Raw genomic sequence first — 18,120 nt, forward strand, 5'->3', positions numbered from 1 at the left:
GGCTCAGAGCCTCGATCGCAACATGTACGAGCAGAAATCATTGTCAGTTCCGTCCAGACATTCGCCCTTCTTGACCGGCCAGGCTACGGTGACCGAGATCACGCCACTTGTCGCGTCAAGGCCGACAACGAAGTTGCTCGTGACAAGCGCATCCGGCAGTTCGGGCATGAGTTGCTTGGCACGCACGCCCCAGCAGCCCAACCGCTTGGCTGGGGTTGCAGCCAATGGCTGGCAATCGCTCGTGGTGACGGCGCTCACTTCAGCCCCTGCAGCTTTCGCGTACCCACCCAGATCTGTCTTGGGCGTGCCATTGGCCTGAAGAATGGTGAGCGTGTCGCCGCGCATCGTTTCCATCAATTCGGCGGCAACCATCGATGCCATCTGGCGCCGCTCGGTGTCGGTGGTGAACTGGATGGCACGCACATGCATGCCTGCGGCGCCAAGCAGGCCGATGCTCACGAGCAGGACCGCCATGAGAACTTCGATGAGACTCAGGCCCGCCTGTCGGAATGACGATGAGGAACGAGGTACGTACATGGGAAGAACCGTGACAAAAAGCACCGAGCTCAAGGGCAGGATTGCCCAACCGCCACACTTGGCAGCATCCGAACCAGCCCCGCACGAGTCACGCTGAGGCACTGCACGCGCGATGCCTTGGCTGCGGAAACCGATACCGTGTAGGTGCTGGCGCTACCGGAAGCGGGCCGCGCCTGGCCCGACACATCAAAGATCACGCCGCCCGAAGAACTGGGCTCGACGCTGACGACATCGGACAGCGTGGCGTCACGCAGCACCTTGCTCCCGACCTTCGCTTCCCATTTCTGCCCCGTCGCGGTGACGGTGCTCCCTGTGCGCTTGTAAACACCCTCCGCACGGGCGAACTGGAGCAGAGTCAGCAGCTCCTGAGCTGCGGAATTCACGCGCTGATTGGCAATCATGGTCGTGAAGGACGGCATCGCAAGCGCAGCCAGGATGGCCAGCAAGACAACGACGACCATCGCCTCGATCAAGGTGAAGCCTTTCTGCCTTTGCGGTGACAAAGCGAGTTTTTTCATTGAGCGCCAGCGACTGTTGGCCTTAAATGTCAAATTTGGTTGAACTTCGTCTCTATAGGTAACGTTTGTACCTTCAAGTGTTAACAAAACGAAGACCGCTCGCCATCTTGGAGTGACCGTTTGTCAGAAATGCGGACTCACAGGCGTTGGCAGATTGGCTTCAGGGAAATGTGTCAACACTCGAAGATGAAACTCGCCGACCCGCCCGCATCGAGTTACACGGAGGCGGTAACCGCCGGGGGACTACGCCGCCCGCCAAGGCCTCCCGCCCGCGATGGTCTACGCCGCCGCGAACGACGGCATGCCGCATGCGTTCCGTGGCGAGCTCACCGGCATGGCCCATGCCACGGTCCTCATCTCCGACTTGACCGACGGCACGGTCGACGCGATCTACGTCGGTGACCTCAGTGGCCAGTTCTGGCGCTTCGATGTGACCGTCGCGGCTGGCACCGCCGCGGCCTACCCGGACCGCACCGTCACGCGGTTGATGCGCGCCTCGGACGCAAGGTGGGCCACGCGCTCCATCATCTGATGCATCCCTGGGCGGCTAAACACCGCCATTCTCGGTTGACTGCAAGTGGCTCTACCAGGGAAGGTCTGATCAAGAGCACGTTTCTTGCATGAAGGATTGACCCTGCAAAGGAGCACGGGCGATGAGCCAGATCAGTTTTTCGGATGCGGAGCAAGCGGGCAAGAGGAAGAAGACGAGGCGCGAAGTCTTCCTTGGCGAGATGGAACTGGTCGTGCCGCGGAAGACGCTGCTCAAGGTCATCGAACCCCACTATCCGGTGGCAGGCCGAGGCCGTCGACCATACCCGTTGCAAGCCATGCTGCGAGTGCACTTGATGCAGAACTGGTTCGCGCTGAGCGACCCGGCGATGGAAGAAGTCCTGTATGAGATCGCCTCGCTGCGCGGCTTCGCCGGACTCGGTCTGGAGGCGCTCCCCGACGAGACGACCATCTTGAACTTCCGCCATCTGCTGGAAGCCAGCGACTTGGCCGAGGACATCTTCAAGCAAGTCAACACCCATCTGGCCAGCAACTCCTGAAACGCGGGTCCATCGTTGACGCCACGATCATCGCGGCGCCCAGTTCCACCAAGAACGAGAGCGGTGAGCGAGACCCTGAGATGCATTAGACGAAGAGAGGCAACCAGTGGCACTTCGGGATGAAGGCACACATCGGCGTGGATGCGCACTCAGGGCTGGTGCATATGGTGACGACTACCGCAGCCAACGAGGCGGACGTGGAACGGGTGGGCTGTTGATTGGAGTGCCCCTGCGGCTGGACCACGGGAGTCAGATCTAAGCCGCTTGCTGGACCAGTTGATCTTCGAACTCGTTGGGTGACCGGTCGCCAAGCGCCGAGTGCAGGCGTTTGGCGTTGTAGACCTCCTCGATGAACCTCGACAGTCGGGCCACGACATCAGTGAAGGTCTCGTAACCGCCGATGTAGATGTCCTCGACCTTGAGCGTCTTCATAAAGCTCTCGGCTTGCGCATTGTGGTGCGGATTGCCGGGCGAGCTCATCGAGTCGCGCAGCCCCACTTCATGCAAGGCCCTGCGGTAGGTCTCGCTTGCGCCCCGCGGTTCGTATGGAAGATGCAGCGAGGCGCAGGGCGTCGGCTTTGCTCGGCGGATCGCAGTGCAGCCAAGGCCAGCGCCGTATCGATATTGCGCGAGATCGCGTAGCCCACCACCTTGCGGCTGCAGTCATCCAGAATGGCCGCCAGCTAGCAGAACCCCATGGCAATCCGGATGTAGGTGAAGTCCGCCACCCACACCACGTTGGGCTGGGTCGGGATGACATTGCGGTACAGATTTGGGAGGATCGGCGAGGCATGCTTGCTGTCGACGGTGCGTACAAAGCGCCTGCGCGGCATGGTGCCCAAGTCCTGGGCCCTCATCACCACAGCGACGCGCTTGTGATTGACCACATGCCCGCGTCTGCGCAGTTCACGCCTCACGCGCCGGCATCCATAGTCCGGCAACTCGTCCTGAATGCTCTCGATCAGTTCGATGAGGCGCCCATCGTTGAGGCACTCGCTGGTCGCCGTCGACCGACAGTAGAAGGTGCTGCACGGAAGTTCGATCACTTGGCCCCCGTCGGACGGAGCAGGCTTCGGGCCGGTGACGATCGACAAGTTCTCGTTGTCGCTCACAAGGCGCAGGCACGGCGTTTTTTGATCAGGTCCAGCTCCATCGTGAGCTGGCCGACCTTGCGCTCAAGCGCAGCGATCCTGGTTTCGCACTCCGCGATGACCGATGCTTCGGCCTCTTCGGTGCTGAGCTCGCCCTGGTCGTACCGCGTCAGCCACAGTTGGTCTAGCAGGCTGTTGAATTTCGCCGAATCGAACTGACCGATGCGGCTGACGCAAGTCCGACAGGTCCAGATTGGCGCCTTCGAACGCCGGCTCGGGTCCTGCGGTTAGCTTCTGCGCTGCTTCAGGAGCCATGTACAGGCCGTTTGCCGCCTCATGGCATCGCTCCTGGCGGCACCCCGCACAATATTCGAGCCATCCGCACGATGTTGCTGGCCGTCATGGTCAGCTTGAAGTGCTGGTCAACCCGTCTGATGCCCCGGTAGACCGTCTGGCGGATATGTCCGATCGTCTTGCCCCAGCCGAAGTGCTCCTCGATGCGCTTGCGCATGGTTTGACTGACCCTATAGCTCTCATGGCGCGTGGTACGCCCGTCAATGGCGCTGCCGCCCTGATGGGCGAGGTTGCTCGCCACGTGCGGCGTCACGCCGCGCTGGCGGCACCCAGCGACGAAGTCGCGCATGTCGTAACCCTTGTCTGCACCCAGCGTCTTGGGGCCACCCCTGGGCAGCGTATCCAGCATCGCCAATGCGGCTGCGCGCTCGCCGTACCCATCCGCATGCGTCACCACGGCGCTCACGACCAGTCCAGATCGGTTCTCCATCAGCACATGCCCCTGGTACGCCAGGATCGCCGCCTGGCTCTTGCCCTTGCGGAACAGCCGCGCGTCCGGGTCTGTCGTACTCCTATGCGTGTCGTTGCTGCGCGGCTTGCCTTTCCAGTCGGCCAAGTTGTTACGCCCGCCACTTCCAGCTCCCTTGTCGGGCGGCTCGCTGCCATCCTTGGTCACGAAGCTCTTGTGGCTGGCCCATGCCTGGATCAGCGTGCCGTCCACCGAGAAGTGTTCCTTGCTCAGCAGCTTGCGCTTGTCGGCCAGACGCATCACCTCGGTGAAGAACTGCTCCACCACGGCGTGCTCAAGCAAGCGATCACGGTTCTTGGAGAACACCGAGTGATCCCACACGGCATCGTCGATCGCCAAGCCGATGAACCAGCGGTACAGCAGGTTGTAGCGAATCTGCTCCATCAACTGCCGCTCGCTGCGTACCGAGAACAGCACCTGAATGAGCATGGCCCGCAGCAGCTTCTCTGGTGCCACCGAAGCGCGACCGCTGTCGGCGTAGACCGAGTTGAACAGCCCGTGCAATCCAGCCAGCGCCTCGTTCACCAGATTGCGGATGGCTCGCAGCGGGTGATCGCCAGGCACGAAGTCCTCCAGCTTGGCCACCGTGAACAGCGCTTCCTGCATCCCGTCCGAGCCTCGCATCGTCTGTACCCCTGTCGTTGCGGTATGAGGCAGCTTATTCGCCATCCATCGTTAGCGAATCAGCATTTGCGCGGACGAATTTCAACAGCCTGCTAGGGCCTGTTAACACTAATTGCGCGCGCTGCGTGTTCGGGTGATATTAGCGGTATGGAGATCACACGAGCACAGTTTGAGCAGATAGAGGACTGCTTGCCGATTCAGCGAGGCAATGTCAGCTTGTCGAACTTGCAAGTACTCAATGCCATCTTGTACGTCGCCGAGCATGGGTGCAAATGGCGAGGGCTGCCCAAGCGATTCGGCAACTGGCACACCATCTACACACGCATGAATCGCTGGGCCAAGTCTGGCGTCCTGGACAAAGCCTTCGCTCAACTACAGCTCGCACAAGTGGTGCAGATCAAGATTGAAGCCGTGTCGCTGGACAGCACCAGCGTCAAGGTTCATCCCGATGGCACGGGCGCTCGAAAAAAAGGTCCGCAAGCTATCGGCAAGTCCCGCGGCGGATGGAATACCAAGATCCACCTTCTCGCCGCGGACGCGCGCACGGCCGTAACGTTCTCGTTGTCTCCGGGTCAGGCGCACGATGCACCCGAAGGTCGCGAGTTGCTCAGGGCTTGGGCGCGCCGAATCGGCCACTGCATCTGCTCATGGATCGGGCCTATGAAGGCAACGAGACTCGCAGCTTGCGCTTGACCTAGGCTTTATCCCGGTCGTGCCGCCGCTGCGCACTCGCGTCCAGCCGTGGGAATACGACCGCGCCATGTACAAGCGCCGCAATGAAGTCGAGCGCCTGTTCCGTCGGCTCAAGGGCTATCGCCGCATCTTCTCCCGCTTCGAGAAGCTCGACGTCATGTTCACCGCCTTCATCGGCTTTGCTCTCATCGCTGATGGCTTGCGGTTGTGTTAACAGGCCCTAGCAGGCTGTTGAAATTCGTCCGCGCAAATGCTGATTCGCTAACGATGGATGGCGAATAAGCTGCCTCATACCGCAACGACAGGGGTACAGACGATGCGAGGCTCGGACGGGATGCAGGAAGCGCTGTTCACGGTGGCCAAGCTGGAGGACTTCGTGCCTGGCGATCACCCGCTGCGAGCCATCCGCAATCTGGTGAACGAGGCGCTGGCTGGATTGCACGGGCTGTTCAACTCGGTCTACGCCGACAGCGGTCGCGCTTCGGTGGCACCAGAGAAGCTGCTGCGGGCCATGCTCATTCAGGTGCTGTTCTCGGTACGCAGCGAGCGGCAGTTGATGGAGCAGATTCGCTACAACCTGCTGTACCGCTGGTTCATCGGCTTGGCGATCGACGATGCCGTGTGGGATCACTCGGTGTTCTCCAAGAACCGTGATCGCTTGCTTGAGCACGCCGTGGTGGAGCAGTTCTTCACCGAGGTGATGCGTCTGGCCGACAAGCGCAAGCTGCTGAGCAAGGAACACTTCTCGGTGGACGGCACGCTGATCCAGGCATGGGCCAGCCACAAGAGCTTCGTGACCAAGGATGGCAGCGAGCCGCCCGACAAGGGAGCTGGAAGTGGCGGGCGTAACAACTTGGCCGACTGGAAAGGCAAGCCGCGCAGCAACGACACGCATAGGAGTACGACAGACCCGGACGCGCGGCTGTTCCGCAAGGGCAAGAGCCAGGCGGCGATCCTGGCGTACCAGGGGCATGTGCTGATGGAGAACCGATCTGGACTGGTCGTGAGCGCCGTGGTGACGCATGCGGATGGGTACGGCGAGCGCGCAGCCGCATTGGCGATGCTGGATACGCTGCCCAGGGGTGGCCCCAAGACGCTGGGTGCAGACAAGGGTTACGACATGCGCGACTTCGTCGCTGGGTGCCGCCAGCGCGGCGTGACGCCGCACGTGGCGAGCAACCTCGCCCATCAGGGCGGCAGCGCCATTGACGGGCGTACCACGCGCCATGAGAGCTATAGGGTCAGTCAAACCATGCGCAAGCGCATCGAGGAGCACTTCGGCTGGGGCAAGACGATCGGACATATCCGCCAGACGGTCTACCGGGGCATCAGACGGGTTGACCAGCACTTCAAGCTGACCATGACGGCCAGCAACATCGTGCGGATGGCTCGAATATTGTGCGGGGTGCCGCCAGGAGCGATGCCATGAGGCGGCAAACGGCCTGTACATGGCTCCTGAAGCAGCGCAGAAGCTAACCGCAGGACCCGAGCCGGCGTTCGAAGGCGCCAATCTGGACCTGTCGGACTTGCGTCAGCCGCATCGGTCAGTTCGATTCGGCGAAATTCAACAGCCTGCTAGTCCCAAGAGTTCACTTCATGGGCCGTCTTAAATCTGACCCGAATTTTTGGTTTATGGTAAGCCGTCAATAAACCACGCCCTTGCGCGCGGTGTCGGAATCGACGTGCACGGGGTGGTCTACGGCGAGCCGAGCTCGATGTTCCAGGGCAACAGCGCCTCGTAGTCGTCGACGGTCTGTGCCAGCGGCAGCTTCTTGAACAGCGCGACGAGGTAGCGGTAGGGCTCGACGTTGTTGGCCTTGGCCGTCTCGATCAGCGAGTACAGGTTGGCACTGGCGTTCGCGCCGCCCACGGTGTCGGCGAACAACCAGCTTCGTCTTCCAACGACGAAGGGCCGGATCGCGTTCTCCACCGGGTTGGAGTCCAGCGGCCAGGTTCCGTTGTCCAGGAACCGCACGAGCTTGGGCCACTGCCCATGCAGGTAGTGCAGTGCTTCGCCCAGCAGGCTCGACGGCGCAACGCTGTGCAGGTGCGTGAGCAGCAACCGCTCGATGTTGCGCACAACGGCGGCGCTGTAGCGCGAACGCAGCCGCAGCCGACGCGCGGGCGTCCAGTCCTTGGCCAGTGCCTCCGCGCGGTACAGCTTGCCAATGAGCCGCACGAACCGGGTCGCGAGCTGGTCGAGCGAACGAGCTGCCTTCGGGATGGCCTCCTCGGCCTTGATCAGCGGTCGGCGCGCGTGAACCCAGCATCCAAGATGCGTGAGGCCACCGGCCTTCGCGATGCCGTTGTAGACCTCGTAGCCGTCGGTGATGAGCGTGGTGCCGGGGCGGATGCCGGCATACAGTTTCTCGGCGTGCACGGCGCCGCGCCCCGGCGCATAGGCGAACAGCCGTACCGGTGGACCCGTGCCATTCATCTGCGCCCACATGTAGCTCTTCGTCTGGGCTTTCCTTCCGGGCTCCTTGAGCACCTGGACCGTGGTCTCGTCACCGTAGATCAGGTCCGAGTCGAGCAGGTGATCGCGCAGCAGGTTGATGACGGGCTGCACAGCCCGGCCGATGCGCACGACGCCAGAGGCCAGGGTGTTGCTCACGATGTCGCCACCGAAGCGGCGCAGCAGCGCGGCCGTGCGGTACAGCGGCATGCCGAACTGATACTTGCCGGTGATGACCCAGGCTTGGGCCTGCTCGGTGAGCAGCCCGCGAGGGATGATGCGCGCCGGCGCCGGTGCGACCTTCAGGCTCTGATCGCAGCAGGGACATGCGTACTTGATGCGGTGGTGCTGCAGCACGCGCACCTGTTCGGGAATGACATCCATCTGCTCGCTGATCTCGGAGCCGATCTCCACCAGCGCGTGTCCGTCGTGTGCGCACACGCGCTGGGCCTCGGGCAGCTCGTGGCGCACGATCTCGCGCGGCAGCGCGGGGTCCAGCGGCTTGCGTCCGCGCTTTTTGCGCTGATGCCCGGCGACCGGTGTCGATTCCTCTTCGTCAGTCTCGGCCTGCGGTGCCTGATCAGTGGGCGCGAGTGCTTCGGCCTCGTTGAGGAACAGATCCTTCTGCTCGGTGCCGCGCGCTTCGCTCTTGGCGGCGAACAGCTGGCGCTGCAGCGACCTCAACCGTTCGAGCGCCAAGTCCCGTTCGGTGGTCGCAATACGAAGCGCGCCGGCCAGCGCATCGCGCTCGGCGATGAGGCCAGCGAGTTCTTCAGCGGTGATGGTGGCAGGCGTGGACACGCCAGCTTGGATCGGCGTGCCCCAGCATTGTTCCGTCAGGCCACGCTGCAATAGCGCAGATGGGGGTGGCGTTGCACCACCGCGATGTCGATGCCTTCCAGCAACCAGTGCAGTTGCTCGGCCGTCAGCGCCGGAACCGCCTCGGCCGAGGGCCAGATGAACCTGTCCTTCTCCAGCCGCTTGAGCAACAGCCAGAAGCCGTTGCGCTCCCAACCCAGGATCTTCACCCGGTCGCGCCTGCGGTTGCTGAACACGTAGGCGCACGATGCGAACGGATCCAGGCCCAGCGCCTGCTCCACCAGCACCGCCAGGCCGTTGATGCTCAGCCGGAAGTCCACCGGCTCGCGATGCAGGTAGACCTTCAGCCCTTCGTCGAAGCGGAACATGGCAATCGGCTCAACATCTGCACCAGCGTCGGCAATTCCTGCAAGCTCGTCTCGCCGAGATCGAGCTGCACACCGTTGGGCAGCCGCACCTGCAAACCGACCATCGGAGTCGGTGTCGCCAAGGGGCTCTCATCCGGGATCACCGCCACGGCCGTGGCAGGTGTGTGGGCTACCGCGGGCACAGCCACCGCACGCTCGCGCTGCGGCGGATCCTGTTCGCCCTCCACGTGTACGGCAACGAATGCCGCATCTTGCGTTCGCGCGATGTCGCCCGCCGACACTTGGGCGCTTCGCCTCTGGTAAGCCGCGATCCAGGTCCTCAGCAGGTTCGTGTTGACACCGTGCTCCATCGCCATGCGTGCCACCGACACTCCCTGCTTGAGACAGGCAACGATCAACTCCCTCTTGGCGGATTCGTCGTAGACGCCGCGACCGTCACTCTTGCGCCCCACAACCAACCGGCCTCTCAACTCTGCGTACTGCTCTGTCATGTCTACGTGTCCATGTTGCTATACATGGGCACGTAGCCTCACAGCTCATTGCTCCCTGAACAAGGGCGTGGTTAATTGACGGCTTACGGTTTATGCATGGCCCTATGACAATGTGGACGAAAAAAAGCCGCCTCAGAGGCGGCTTTGTCACAGTCGTTCTGAGTGGCCTCAGATCGTTAGGAAGCCGAGCAAGTCTTAGGACGCACCGATGCGTCCAGGTTGGAAGTGCAGGCCCAATCGGCGTTCGAAGCGGTGTACGTGAAGGTAACGGTTTTGCCCGACAGCTTGTCGTTCACGCCCGTGGTCTTGAAGGTTGCAGTAAGAGCGCAGGAGGTACCGGCGTTCGCCGTAGCTACGATGTTGGCAACGTACTTGCCGGACAACGTGAAATTGTTGGACGTATTCAGAGCGCCAGCAGGAATGGGGGCCACGGGCGGAGTAGCGGCAGCATCCCCAGGCACTGCGTCGGCGGTGCTGCACGCCGTAGCCAGCCCGTTGCTACCGGAGAGATCCATGACCGGAGTCTTCAGGCCGGCGAGCAGGTTCATTGCTTCTGTAGTCTGAGCGCGAGCCGTGTAATTTTGGTATTGCGGCAGCGCAATAGCAGCCAAGATACCAATGATCGCCACAACGATCATCAGTTCGATAAGGGTAAAGCCGGCCTGAGCGCGGCGGGCGACGGTACGAACGTTCATTTAAGGAACTCCAGGTAGGTTGGTTGTTACGCCCGGGAACCTGCCCGGAGCGAGGTACCTTCCGCAGCATCCGTGCCACCCGTCTTCAGGCCCTTCCACCGACCGAACACGTCACTTGAAGCCACTTTGTCGTTACACCATGTGACACAACTTGCCTCAAGATGCGACACCTGGTGACAAATTTGTCATGCCACGCATCACTGACCAGCAGTCAGAAAGTCAGGACACCATCCACCTTCAACCAGCGGATGTCCCGCTGCGCCATGCCTGCCGCCTGCTCGACCACCAGGGCTTCGATCTGGCTCATGATCTCGTCGGTTTCGGCGGGCTTGGTGTGGGTGATGTAGATCGGGTACTGCCTACCCGGCGCGATGTGGGCCAGTTCGCCAGCCAGGAGCGCGGGCGACAGGTGCAGGCTGCGCTCAGCCAGCGCCTGCTCGCGGCTGCTGAATGCGGTTTCGATCACGAGCATTGCCACGTCGAGCTCGTTCACGCGCTCCCAGAAGGGCGCGTTGCGCTCGGTGTCGCCGCTGAACACCCAGTGGGCGCCGCCCTCGGCCCTTCGCACGGCGAAGCCGCAGGCAGGCACGGTGTGGAACGCGGGCAGCACTTCGACCACCTTGGGCTCGCGGCTGCCCAGCGGCAGTTGCTGGCCCACGGCGATGTCGTGAAAGCTCACGAAGGGCGCCTCGAGGCTGGGAATGCTCTCGAAGTCCGGCCAGATGACGTTGTTGAACACGTGCGTGCGCAGCGCGTCAATGGTGGCGCTCAGCGCATGCACGCGCAGCGGCTGCGCGCGGCGGCTGCCGATCGCGTCGAGCATCAGGGGGAGCGCGGCGATGTGGTCGAGGTGGCTGTGCGTGAGCACGACGTCGTCGATGCAGGCCATTTCATCGAGCGTGAGGTCTCCGACACCGGTGCCCGCATCGACGAGCAGGTCCGTGTCGACCAGGAACGAGGTGGTGCGGCAGTCTTTGGCGATGGCGCCCGAGCAACCCAGCACACGAACCTGCATTGTGAAAGACCCCTCTTATGTGTCCGTCGTCATTTGGTCTCGAACCGGGTTGCGCCGTCCCAGTTCGGGTCTTGCGGTCGCAACGCCATCGAGGCTAAACGCTGGGCGTAGAGCTGGTAAAGGACTTTTTTCGCATCCGCGGCGAGCAGGGGCGCGAGCAAGTTTCGGCCCATGGCCCAGTCCTGGCGACGGTACGCGGCGAGCACTTCGCCCCAGCGTTCGAGCAGCTGCTGCGTCTGCTCCACGGCTTCGGGCGTGCGCGCGGCGAGGGGCGTAAAAACGGCAACGGCCTGTGCCTTTCCCTTGACGCGCACGCTGTCGAGCTCCTGCCAGATGAAGTCGGGCGCGAGTTCGCGCGTCGCGCCGCTGGCGACCACTTCGATGCCGTAGTGGCCGCTCAGGCCCTCGAGGCGCGACGCGAGATTGACCGCGTCGCCGACCACGGTGTAGCTGCGGCGAGCCGCCGATCCCATGTCGCCCACGCTCATCACGCCGCTGTTGATGCCGATGCCCACACTGATCTCGGGCCGGCCGCTGGCGCGGTGGGCGCGGTTGATGTCGTGCACGGCATCTGCCATGTCGAGCGCGGCGCGCACGGCGAGCGTGGCGTGGTCGGGCGTGTCGATGGGTGCGCCCCAGAAGGCCATGACGCAGTCGCCCATGTACTTGTCGACGGTGCCGCGGTGCGCGCTGATGACGTTGGTGAGCCGGCTGAAGACGGTGTTGAGAAAGGCCTGCAGCTCGGCCGGCGCCATCTGCTCCGACAGGCGCGTGAAGTCGCGCATGTCGCAGAACATCACGGTCATGGGCTTGCTCTCGGCGCGCATGCTGTAGCGGTCGGGGTGGGCCATCATCTCGTTGACGAGCTGGGGCGGCACGTAGGTGCCGAAGAGCCGCACCAGCCCGCGCCGTGCGCGCGATTCGACGAAATAGCCCCAGCTCATGTTGAGCGCGAAGGCGAGCGCCGTCATGGCCAGCGCGGAAGCCAGCGGCAGCACGAGGCCGGCGCCCACGTACAGCCGGGCGTTCAGGGCGATCAGCGCGACGGTCACGCCCGCGGCCAGCAGCACGGCGCGCGGCGCCGACAGCAGCGAGAGCCCGAAGGCCAGCAGGAGCCCCGTGGCGACGACCAGCAGCACCTCGTAGCCGGGCGTGTAGTCGGGCACGCTGAGCAGGCGCTGGTCGAGCAGCGCGGAGACGATGTTGGCGTGCACCTCCACGCCGGGGAACGCCGCCTCGACCGGCGTGGCGCGCAGGTCCTGCAGGCCCGGCGCCGTGGCGCCCACGAGCACGATCCGGCCCTTGAGTTCGCCCGCACCGAGCCGGCCCTCGAGCACGTCGGCGGCGGGCACGTAGCGGAACGATCCGCCGTCCGCGCCGCCGGGCCCGCGAAACGGCACCTGCATGCTGCCCGTGCCGTCGACCGGGATGCGCAGCCGCCCCACCCTCAGCGACTCGAGCCGGGGCATGGCGCCCGCGCTCGACGCGAAAGCCGGCTGCACGGGCGGCGAGCCGTTCGCAAGCCTGTAGACCGCGAGCCCCAGCGACTCGTAGTAACCCGGCTGCGCCTTGTCGCCGTCGTAGCGGGCGATGAGCGGCACGCTGCGGATGACGCCGTCGGCATTCGCGCCGACGAGCGTGTTGAGGAAGCCCGCCACCGGCGCCGCCTTCGCCAGCGCCGGCAGGCTGGCGCCGAAGCCGTTCCACCCCGTGGCGTAGGTACCGCCCGGCGGGAAAGCGCCTTCCGTGAGCAGGGGAGCCGCGGGCAGCTGCCCCTTGGCGCTGGGCGTTCCGGTGCGCGTGAAGTAGTAGCCCAGCGCCACGCGCCGGCCTTCCAGCGCCGCGGCGAGCGCGGCGTCGTGATCGAGGGAAGGCGCGAGCCGCTCGACCTCTGCGGCCAGGCCCTGCATGCCGTTTCAGCGGGCCGCTGGCGATCTGCCTGAGTCTTTCGAGGCCCGAACTGCGGTCCGGCTCGAGGAACATGACGTCGAAGCCGAGCACGGCCGCCTGCTGGCGCGTCAGCAGCTCGGTGGTGAGGAGGGCGATCTTGTCGCGCGGCCAGGGCCACTGGCCCTGGCGCGCCAGGCTGGCGTCGTCGACGTCGACGATCACCACGCGCGCGTCGGGCGTGCCCGGCATGGTAGCGCGCAGGCGGACGTCGTAGATCAGCTGGTCAAGGCGCTCGAGGGCGGTCAACCGCCAGGTGCCGGTGGCGTGCGCCAGCGCCAGCAGCACCGGCAGCAGGGTGATCGCGATGCGCGGCCAGTGCCGCCGCAGCTCGTCTCTCACGGTGCCGGGTCCGTGCGGGCGTGACCGCGGCAAGCCAAGGGAAAAGGCGGCTCAGATGCGCACGAACTGCATGCGCGTGGCGCCGCCCAGCTCGAGCACGTCGCGCTCCTGAAGCGCGACGGCCTCGGCGCCCAGCTGCAGCCCGTTGAGCGTGACGCTGCCTTCGACACCCGCGGCCACGTAGCCCTGGCGCCGGCGCGTGACCACCGCCACGGCCACCCCCGGCTTGCCGATGGTGGTGACGACTTTCTGCAGCCCGACGTCCTGCCCCTCGTTGGCGCCCGACAGCACGCGCAGCACGGGAACGCCGAGCTCGACCAGCGCGCCGGATTCCGTGGGCGCCGACGACAGCGGCATGGCGCCCGACGGGTATTCGCCCGAAGTGGCGCGGACCGAGCCGGCGCCGATGGCCGGGTCCAGGTTGCTGCGCGCGCGGAAGTGGATGCGGCAGCCCCCGACCTCGATGACATCGTTGTCCTTGAGCGCCTGCCGCTGGACGGCGAGCGCGTTGACGTAGGTGCCGTTGGTGCTGTTGAGATCTTCAATTTCGACTTCGCCACCGCTCATGTGCAGCACGGCGTGCTCGCCGCTGACCGCCAGATTGTCGATCACGATGTCGTTGTAGGCACGGCGTCCCAGCGTCGTGCGTTCCTTGGCGAGCGCCACTTGCCCGATGACAACGCCATCGACCGAGATGATCATCTTCGGCATTGCCGACTCTCCGAATCCAAAGCTTGAAACACGGCAGGCAGGCCGGAAAACCGGCGCCGGAGCCCGCTACCTGCCCGTGCGGGGCGTTTCCGCAACGCTCGCGCTGGCCAGGACAACGGAAATGTTGTCCCGTCCGCCATTCTCATTTGCAATTGCAACCAAAAGTGATGCTTTTTTCTGAAGCCCGACATCGTGTTCTAGAAGCGTGAAAAGCTGCTCATCCGAAACCATCTCGCTGAGCCCGTCGGAGCAAAGCATATAGAGATCGCCCGGTCTTGCGCTGTGCTCGTGCATTTCCAGCAAGACCTGGGCCTCCACGCCGACGGCGCGCGTCACGAGGTTGCGGGTGGGCGAATTCAGGGCTTCCTCGGCGGTGATGGCGCCGGCGTCGAGCTGCTGCTGGCGCAGCGAGTGGTCGCGGGTGAGGAGCTCCAGCTTGTTGTTGCGCACGCGGTAGCAGCGCGAGTCGCCGATGTGGCCGACCACCACGCGCTGCGGCCGGAAAGCCGCCAGCACCAGGGTCGTTCCCATGCCCTGGAGTTCGGGGTTGGTCATGCCGGCGTGCAGGATCGAGCTGTTGGCTTCGTCGGTGGCCGCCTGCAGGGCCCGCCGGACCACGCGGGAAGGCGCCTGCATGCCGGCCTGGGCGAACCAGCGGCCGAAGCTGGCGTGCATCAGCGAGACGGCCATGGCGCTCGCCACCTCGCCGCCCTTGTAGCCGCCCATGCCGTCGGCCAGCAGGGCCAGGCCCAGGGCCGGATCGACGTGGACGGCGTCCTCGTTATGGGCGCGCGTCCGGCCGACATCGGTCAGGGAGGCGAATTCCCAGGTCAGCGGAGGGCGGGTGGAGAAAAGGGAGACGCCGACACTCGCCATGGTCTGTCAGCGCCGATCTCTCTCGAAGTGCTCAGTGCGCAGCGGCGTGCGAACGCCGTTGCATCAGGCGGCCGACGGCCACGACGAACACCGCACCGGCGGCGGCAGCCGCGTAGTGCAGCCAGGGGTTGGCCGCCAGCGTGTCGCGCAGGATGGCGTCCTGCACGATGGTTTCGCCGCCGACCCAGCCGATCAGCGCGGCACCCAGCATGACGATGATCGGGAAACGTTCCATGAGCTTGATCATGAGCGTGCTGCCGAAAATCACCAAGGGAATACTTATCGCCAGGCCGAGAATCAGCAGGACCATGCTGCCCTGTGCCGCGGCAGCGACAGCGATCACGTTGTCCAGGCTCATCACCAGGTCGGCCAGCAGGATGGTGCGCACGGCCGCCATCATGCTGCCGTACTCCTTGGACTCGCCGTCGCCGTCGTCTTCCTCGCTCAGCAGCTGCAGGCCGATCCACAGCAGCAGCAGGCCGCCGATGATCTGCAGGTAAGGCAGGGCGAGCAGCTTGGCCGCCACCACCGTGAGCACGATCCGCAGCACCACGGCCGCGCCCGAGCCGAAGAGCACGGCCTTTTTCTGCTGGGCGGGCGGCAGCGAGCGCGCCGCCATGGCGATCACCACCGCGTTGTCGCCCGACAGGATGATGTTGATCCAGATGATCTTGAGCAGACCTATCCAGAAATCTGTGCTTTGAAGTAATTCCATGTCTCTGATCCCACTGTGTTTTATTGAAAAAAGCGCCCGCAAGCCAGTGCGGGCGCTTTCTTGTTTCTGCGTGGTCCTCTCATGACCCGGCTCTGCGGCCGGTGTCGCGGAGCCGTCTCTTTACAGCTTGGCCTTGAGCAGCTTGGCCAGTTCCGAGAAGTTGCGCGTCACGGTGAAGCCGCATTCTTCCATGATGGACAGCTTGGCTTCGGCCGTGTCGGCACCGCCCGAGATCAGCGCGCCAGCGTGGCCCATGCGCTTGCCGGGAGGGGCGGTGACGCCGGCGATGAAGCCGACGACCGGCTTCTTCATGTTGTCCTTGCACCAGCGGGCAGCGTCGGCTTCGTCGGGGCCGCCGATCTCGCCGATCATGATCACGGCGTCGGTGTCCGGATCGTCGTTGAAGGCCTTCATCACGTCGATGTGCTTCAGGCCGTTGATCGGGTCGCCGCCGATGCCGACTGCCGACGACTGGCCCAGGCCGATCTCGGTCAGTTGAGCCACGGCTTCGTACGTCAGCGTGCCCGAGCGCGAGACCACGCCGATGCGGCCCTTGCGGTGGATGTGGCCGGGCATGATGCCGATCTTGATCTCGTCGGGCGTGATCAGGCCGGGGCAGTTCGGGCCCAGCAGCAGCGTCTTCTTGCCGCCGGCGGCTTCCTTGGCCTTCATCTTGTTGCGCACTTCGAGCATGTCGCGAACCGGGATGCCTTCGGTGATGCAGATCGCCATGTCGAGGTCGGCTTCAACGGCTTCCCAGATGGCGGCCGCGGCGCCTGCCGGCGGCACGTAGATCACCGACACGGTGGCGCCCGTCTGCTGGGCGGCTTCCTTGACCGAGCCGAAGATCGGGATGTTGAAGATCGACTCGCCGGCCTTCTTCGGGTTCACGCCGGCCACGAAGGCGTTCTTGCCGTTCGCGTATTCCTGGCACTTCTCGGTGTGGAACTGGCCGGTCTTGCCGGTGATGCCCTGCGTGATGACTTTGGTGTCTTTGTTGATGTAGATCGACATGACTTGTTCCTTAGGCCTTCTTGACTGCTGCCACGACCTTCTGGGCCGCTTCCGCCATGGTGTCGGCGCTGATGATCGGCAGGCCCGACTCGGCCAGCAGCTTCTTGCCTTCGACTTCGTTGGTGCCCTTCATGCGCACGACCAGCGGCACTTGCAGGTTCACGGCCTTGCAGGCCGCGATCACGCCGGTGGCGATGGTGTCGCACTTCATGATGCCGCCGAAGATGTTCACGAGGATGGCTTCCACGTTCTTGTTCTTCAGCATGATCTTGAAGGCTTCGGTGACCTTCTCGGGGGTGGCGCCGCCGCCCACGTCCAGGAAGTTGGCCGGCTCGCCGCCGAACAGCTTGATGGTGTCCATGGTGGCCATGGCCAGGCCGGCACCGTTCACCAGGCAGCCGATGTTGCCGTCCAGCGAGATGTAGGCGAGGTCGAACTTCGAGGCTTCCACTTCGGCCGCGTCTTCCTCGTCGAGGTCGCGCAGGGCGACGATCTCGGGGTGGCGGAACAGCGCGTTGCTGTCGAAGTTGAACTTGGCGTCCAGGGCGATGATGTTGCCCTTGCTGTCACGGTTGAGCGGGTTTATCTCGACCAGCGAGGCGTCCGTCTCCATGTAGCAGGTGTAGAGCTTCTTGAAGATGTCCACGGCTTGCGCGGTGGAGTCGGCGGGGATGCCGATGCCGTCGGCGATCTGCTTGGCCTGTTCGTCGGTCAGGCCCTGGGCCGGGTCGGCGAACACGGTGATGATCTTCTCGGGCGAGGAGTGGGCCACTTCCTCGATGTCCATGCCGCCTTCGCTCGAAGCGATGAAGGCCACCTTCTGGGTGGCGCGGTCGGTCACGGCCGAAACGTAGTATTCCTTCTGGATGTCGGCGCCGTCCTCGATGTACAGGCGGCGGACCTTCTGGCCTTCGGGGCCGGTCTGGTGGGTCTTGAGCTGCATGCCCAGGATCTCGCCGGCGAGCTTCTTGACGTCCTCGATCGACTTGGCGACCTTGACGCCGCCGCCCTTGCCGCGGCCGCCCGCGTGGATCTGGGCCTTGACGACCCAGACCGGGCCCCCAAGCTTCTGGGCGGCTTCAACCGCCTCCTGGACCGTGTAGGCCGGGATGCCGCGCGGCACCGGCACGCCGAACTTGGCAAGGATTTCCTTGCCTTGGTACTCGTGAATCTTCATGAGGGATGTCTCTCGGAAGGAGGAAGTTGAGAAATCGGGAGATCTGGGCTGGAGAGGGTCTATGCTCTGTTGTCCGCGGGCGACGGCAGCCTGACGGCTGGGGGCGGCGAACAACCGCGGACTGTATCATGGTGCGCCGCACCAATACTGTGAGTGTGGT

At 64.2% G+C, this 18,120-nt stretch carries 17 protein-coding genes and 3 pseudogenes; 4 read left to right on the forward strand and 16 right to left on the reverse strand.

The features are described from left to right. Positions 1–3: 3 nt before the first annotated feature. On the reverse strand, positions 4–474 hold the full coding sequence (pilV, locus tag ACHMXA_RS02570; protein ID WP_395318230.1) for a type IV pilus modification protein PilV: 471 nt from the start codon (positions 472–474) through the stop codon (positions 4–6). A 92-nt stretch (positions 475–566) separates the two neighbouring features. After that, positions 567–1,055, reverse strand: coding sequence for a GspH/FimT family pseudopilin (locus tag ACHMXA_RS02575; RefSeq protein ID WP_395318232.1), 489 nt, complete (start codon positions 1,053–1,055; stop codon positions 567–569). 274 nt (positions 1,056–1,329) lie between these two features. Between ACHMXA_RS02575 and ACHMXA_RS02580 the strand changes: the two genes are divergently transcribed. Further along, the gene (locus ACHMXA_RS02580) at positions 1,330–1,587 is read left to right on the forward strand and encodes a hypothetical protein (protein WP_395318234.1); all 258 of its coding nucleotides are present in this window, start codon (positions 1,330–1,332) and stop codon (positions 1,585–1,587) included. Positions 1,588–1,708: 121 nt separating this feature from the next. Further along, a pseudogene (locus tag ACHMXA_RS02585) lies at positions 1,709–2,313 on the forward strand (IS5 family transposase); the annotation flags it as partial. 46 nt (positions 2,314–2,359) lie between these two features. On the opposite strand, the gene ACHMXA_RS02590 reads toward ACHMXA_RS02585, so the two are convergent. The 3 genes from ACHMXA_RS02590 to ACHMXA_RS02600 all read right to left on the reverse strand — a co-directional run bounded on the left by ACHMXA_RS02590 (position 2,360) and on the right by ACHMXA_RS02600 (position 4,642). Then, positions 2,360–2,602: an integrase core domain-containing protein gene (locus ACHMXA_RS02590; RefSeq protein WP_395318236.1), complete on the reverse strand. Its 243-nt coding sequence runs from the start codon at positions 2,600–2,602 to the stop codon at positions 2,360–2,362. 185 nt (positions 2,603–2,787) lie between these two features. Beyond that, complete coding sequence (locus ACHMXA_RS02595; RefSeq protein ID WP_395318238.1) at positions 2,788–3,198, reverse strand: IS3 family transposase; 411 nt, start codon at positions 3,196–3,198, stop codon at positions 2,788–2,790. A gap of 331 nt (positions 3,199–3,529) precedes the next feature. Then, positions 3,530–4,642: an IS5 family transposase gene (locus ACHMXA_RS02600; protein WP_395316944.1), complete on the reverse strand. Its 1,113-nt coding sequence runs from the start codon at positions 4,640–4,642 to the stop codon at positions 3,530–3,532. A 147-nt stretch (positions 4,643–4,789) separates the two neighbouring features. Between ACHMXA_RS02600 and ACHMXA_RS02605 the strand changes: the two are divergent. Then, positions 4,790–5,549: pseudogene (locus ACHMXA_RS02605) on the forward strand (IS5 family transposase). A gap of 102 nt (positions 5,550–5,651) precedes the next feature. After that, on the forward strand, positions 5,652–6,764 hold the full coding sequence (locus tag ACHMXA_RS02610; RefSeq protein ID WP_395316944.1) for an IS5 family transposase: 1,113 nt from the start codon (positions 5,652–5,654) through the stop codon (positions 6,762–6,764). Positions 6,765–7,031: 267 nt separating this feature from the next. On the opposite strand, the gene tnpC is transcribed toward ACHMXA_RS02610, so the two are convergent. The 11 genes and pseudogenes from tnpC to sucC all read right to left on the reverse strand — a co-directional run bounded on the left by tnpC (position 7,032) and on the right by sucC (position 17,960). Further along, positions 7,032–8,591, reverse strand: a complete 1,560-nt coding sequence (gene tnpC, locus ACHMXA_RS02615) for an IS66 family transposase (protein WP_395316603.1) — start codon at positions 8,589–8,591, stop codon at positions 7,032–7,034. 35 nt (positions 8,592–8,626) lie between these two features. After that, the gene (gene tnpB, locus ACHMXA_RS02620; RefSeq protein ID WP_395316602.1) at positions 8,627–8,977 is read right to left on the reverse strand and encodes an IS66 family insertion sequence element accessory protein TnpB; all 351 of its coding nucleotides are present in this window, start codon (positions 8,975–8,977) and stop codon (positions 8,627–8,629) included. Further along, complete coding sequence (locus ACHMXA_RS02625) at positions 8,953–9,468, reverse strand: transposase (protein ID WP_395316601.1); 516 nt, start codon at positions 9,466–9,468, stop codon at positions 8,953–8,955. The genes tnpB and ACHMXA_RS02625 overlap by 25 nt, the downstream gene beginning before the upstream one ends. 176 nt (positions 9,469–9,644) lie before the next feature. Further along, positions 9,645–10,163 carry a pilin gene (locus ACHMXA_RS02630; RefSeq protein ID WP_395318240.1) on the reverse strand — a complete coding sequence of 173 codons (519 nt, stop codon included), beginning with the start codon at positions 10,161–10,163 and terminating at the stop codon, positions 9,645–9,647. A gap of 211 nt (positions 10,164–10,374) precedes the next feature. After that, a complete protein-coding gene (locus ACHMXA_RS02635) occupies positions 10,375–11,178 on the reverse strand; it encodes a 3',5'-cyclic-nucleotide phosphodiesterase (protein ID WP_395318242.1) in 804 nt (267 codons plus the stop codon). 29 nt (positions 11,179–11,207) lie between these two features. Continuing rightward, a pseudogene (locus ACHMXA_RS02640) lies at positions 11,208–13,467 on the reverse strand (CHASE2 domain-containing protein). Between the two features lie 51 nt (positions 13,468–13,518). Next, a complete protein-coding gene (locus ACHMXA_RS02645) occupies positions 13,519–14,178 on the reverse strand; it encodes an FHA domain-containing protein (protein WP_176665281.1) in 660 nt (219 codons plus the stop codon). Between the two features lie 66 nt (positions 14,179–14,244). Further along, complete coding sequence (locus tag ACHMXA_RS02650) at positions 14,245–15,054, reverse strand: Stp1/IreP family PP2C-type Ser/Thr phosphatase (protein ID WP_176665282.1); 810 nt, start codon at positions 15,052–15,054, stop codon at positions 14,245–14,247. Positions 15,055–15,085: 31 nt separating this feature from the next. Further along, on the reverse strand, positions 15,086–15,769 hold the full coding sequence (locus tag ACHMXA_RS02655; protein WP_176665283.1) for a TerC family protein: 684 nt from the start codon (positions 15,767–15,769) through the stop codon (positions 15,086–15,088). 120 nt (positions 15,770–15,889) lie between these two features. Beyond that, positions 15,890–16,783: a succinate--CoA ligase subunit alpha gene (gene sucD, locus ACHMXA_RS02660; RefSeq protein ID WP_126021035.1), complete on the reverse strand. Its 894-nt coding sequence runs from the start codon at positions 16,781–16,783 to the stop codon at positions 15,890–15,892. A gap of 10 nt (positions 16,784–16,793) precedes the next feature. Then, on the reverse strand, positions 16,794–17,960 hold the full coding sequence (gene sucC / locus ACHMXA_RS02665) for an ADP-forming succinate--CoA ligase subunit beta (RefSeq protein WP_019653821.1): 1,167 nt from the start codon (positions 17,958–17,960) through the stop codon (positions 16,794–16,796). Between the last annotated feature and the right edge of the window lie 160 nt (positions 17,961–18,120).

Origin of the sequence: Variovorax sp. UC74_104 (genome assembly GCF_044055375.1) — a bacterium.
In the GTDB taxonomy this organism is placed as follows: Bacteria; Pseudomonadota; Gammaproteobacteria; order Burkholderiales; family Burkholderiaceae_C; genus Variovorax.